Genomic DNA, 899 nt, shown 5'->3' with positions numbered 1-899 from the left:
GTAAGCACTTGACCAGCACCGTAGCGTAGATCGTTGACGACGGGAGCGCGATGCTATCGGATAGGCTCGACGTGGGCAGTAGAGGGCAGCGACGACGCCACGTTCCACGGTAACAACTCGTCGATGCGGTTGATCGGATGGTCAGCGACGCGCTCGAGCACGTAGGCGAGATACGCCTCGGGATCGAGGCCGTTCAAGCGCGCCGTGCCAATCAGGCTATACATCGCGGCGGCACGTTCGCCACCGGAGTCGGCGCCGGCGAACAAGTAATTCCGTCTGCCGAGGGCGACGCCGCGCAGTGCTCGCTCGGCGATCAGGTTGTCGATTTCCGCACGCCCGTCGCTGCAGTAGTAGATGAGCGCCGGCCAGCGATTCAGCGCGTACTGAATCGCCTTGGTCGTGTCGGATTTTGCAGAGAGCGTGGCGAGCGTTGCTTCGAACCAGCGTTTCATGTCGTCGAGCAGCGGCACCGCTCGCGCCTGGCGCACACTGTGCCGCTCATCAGGTGGTTTGCCACGGATCTGCTCCTCGATCTTGTAGAGCGCGCCGATCCGGTGCAGCGCTTCCTCCGTTACCGCATTAGGACGGACGGCATGTAAATCATGGATCTTTCGGCGAGCGTGGGCCATGCAGGCAGCTTCCTGGATGGTGCCGCCGCGATACAGCTCGGCATAGCCGGCAAACGCATCGGCCTGCAGCACGCCGGTGAAGTCTGCAAGATGCTGCTGGGGATGCTCGCCCCGTCGATCGGGCGTGTAGGCGAACCAGACTGCTGCCGGCTCTTCGGAAGCGCTCGGCCGATCATCGCGCACGTAGACCCACAGGCGTCCTGTCTTTGTGCGACCGTTGCCGGGCGCCAGCACTGGCAGTGGCGTGTCGTCCCCGTGAACCTTGCCGCC

Annotated in this window: 1 protein-coding gene; it reads right to left on the bottom strand. The window is 63.8% G+C overall.

Translation table 11 applies throughout. The annotated features are described in order from the left end of the window. Nucleotides 1–53: 53 nt before the first annotated feature. Nucleotides 54–899, bottom strand: an 846-nt coding sequence (gene tnpC / locus ACM6JT_RS27120) for an IS66 family transposase (RefSeq protein ID WP_414857662.1), incomplete at its 5' end; no start/stop codon positions are given.

Origin of the sequence: Burkholderia sp. IT-111MI5 (genome assembly GCF_949752865.1) — a bacterium.
GTDB lineage: Bacteria > Pseudomonadota > Gammaproteobacteria > Burkholderiales > Burkholderiaceae > Burkholderia > Burkholderia pyrrocinia_C.
The sequence above is the reverse complement of the archived record's forward strand: the minus strand, read 5'-3'. Positions and strand labels throughout refer to the sequence as shown.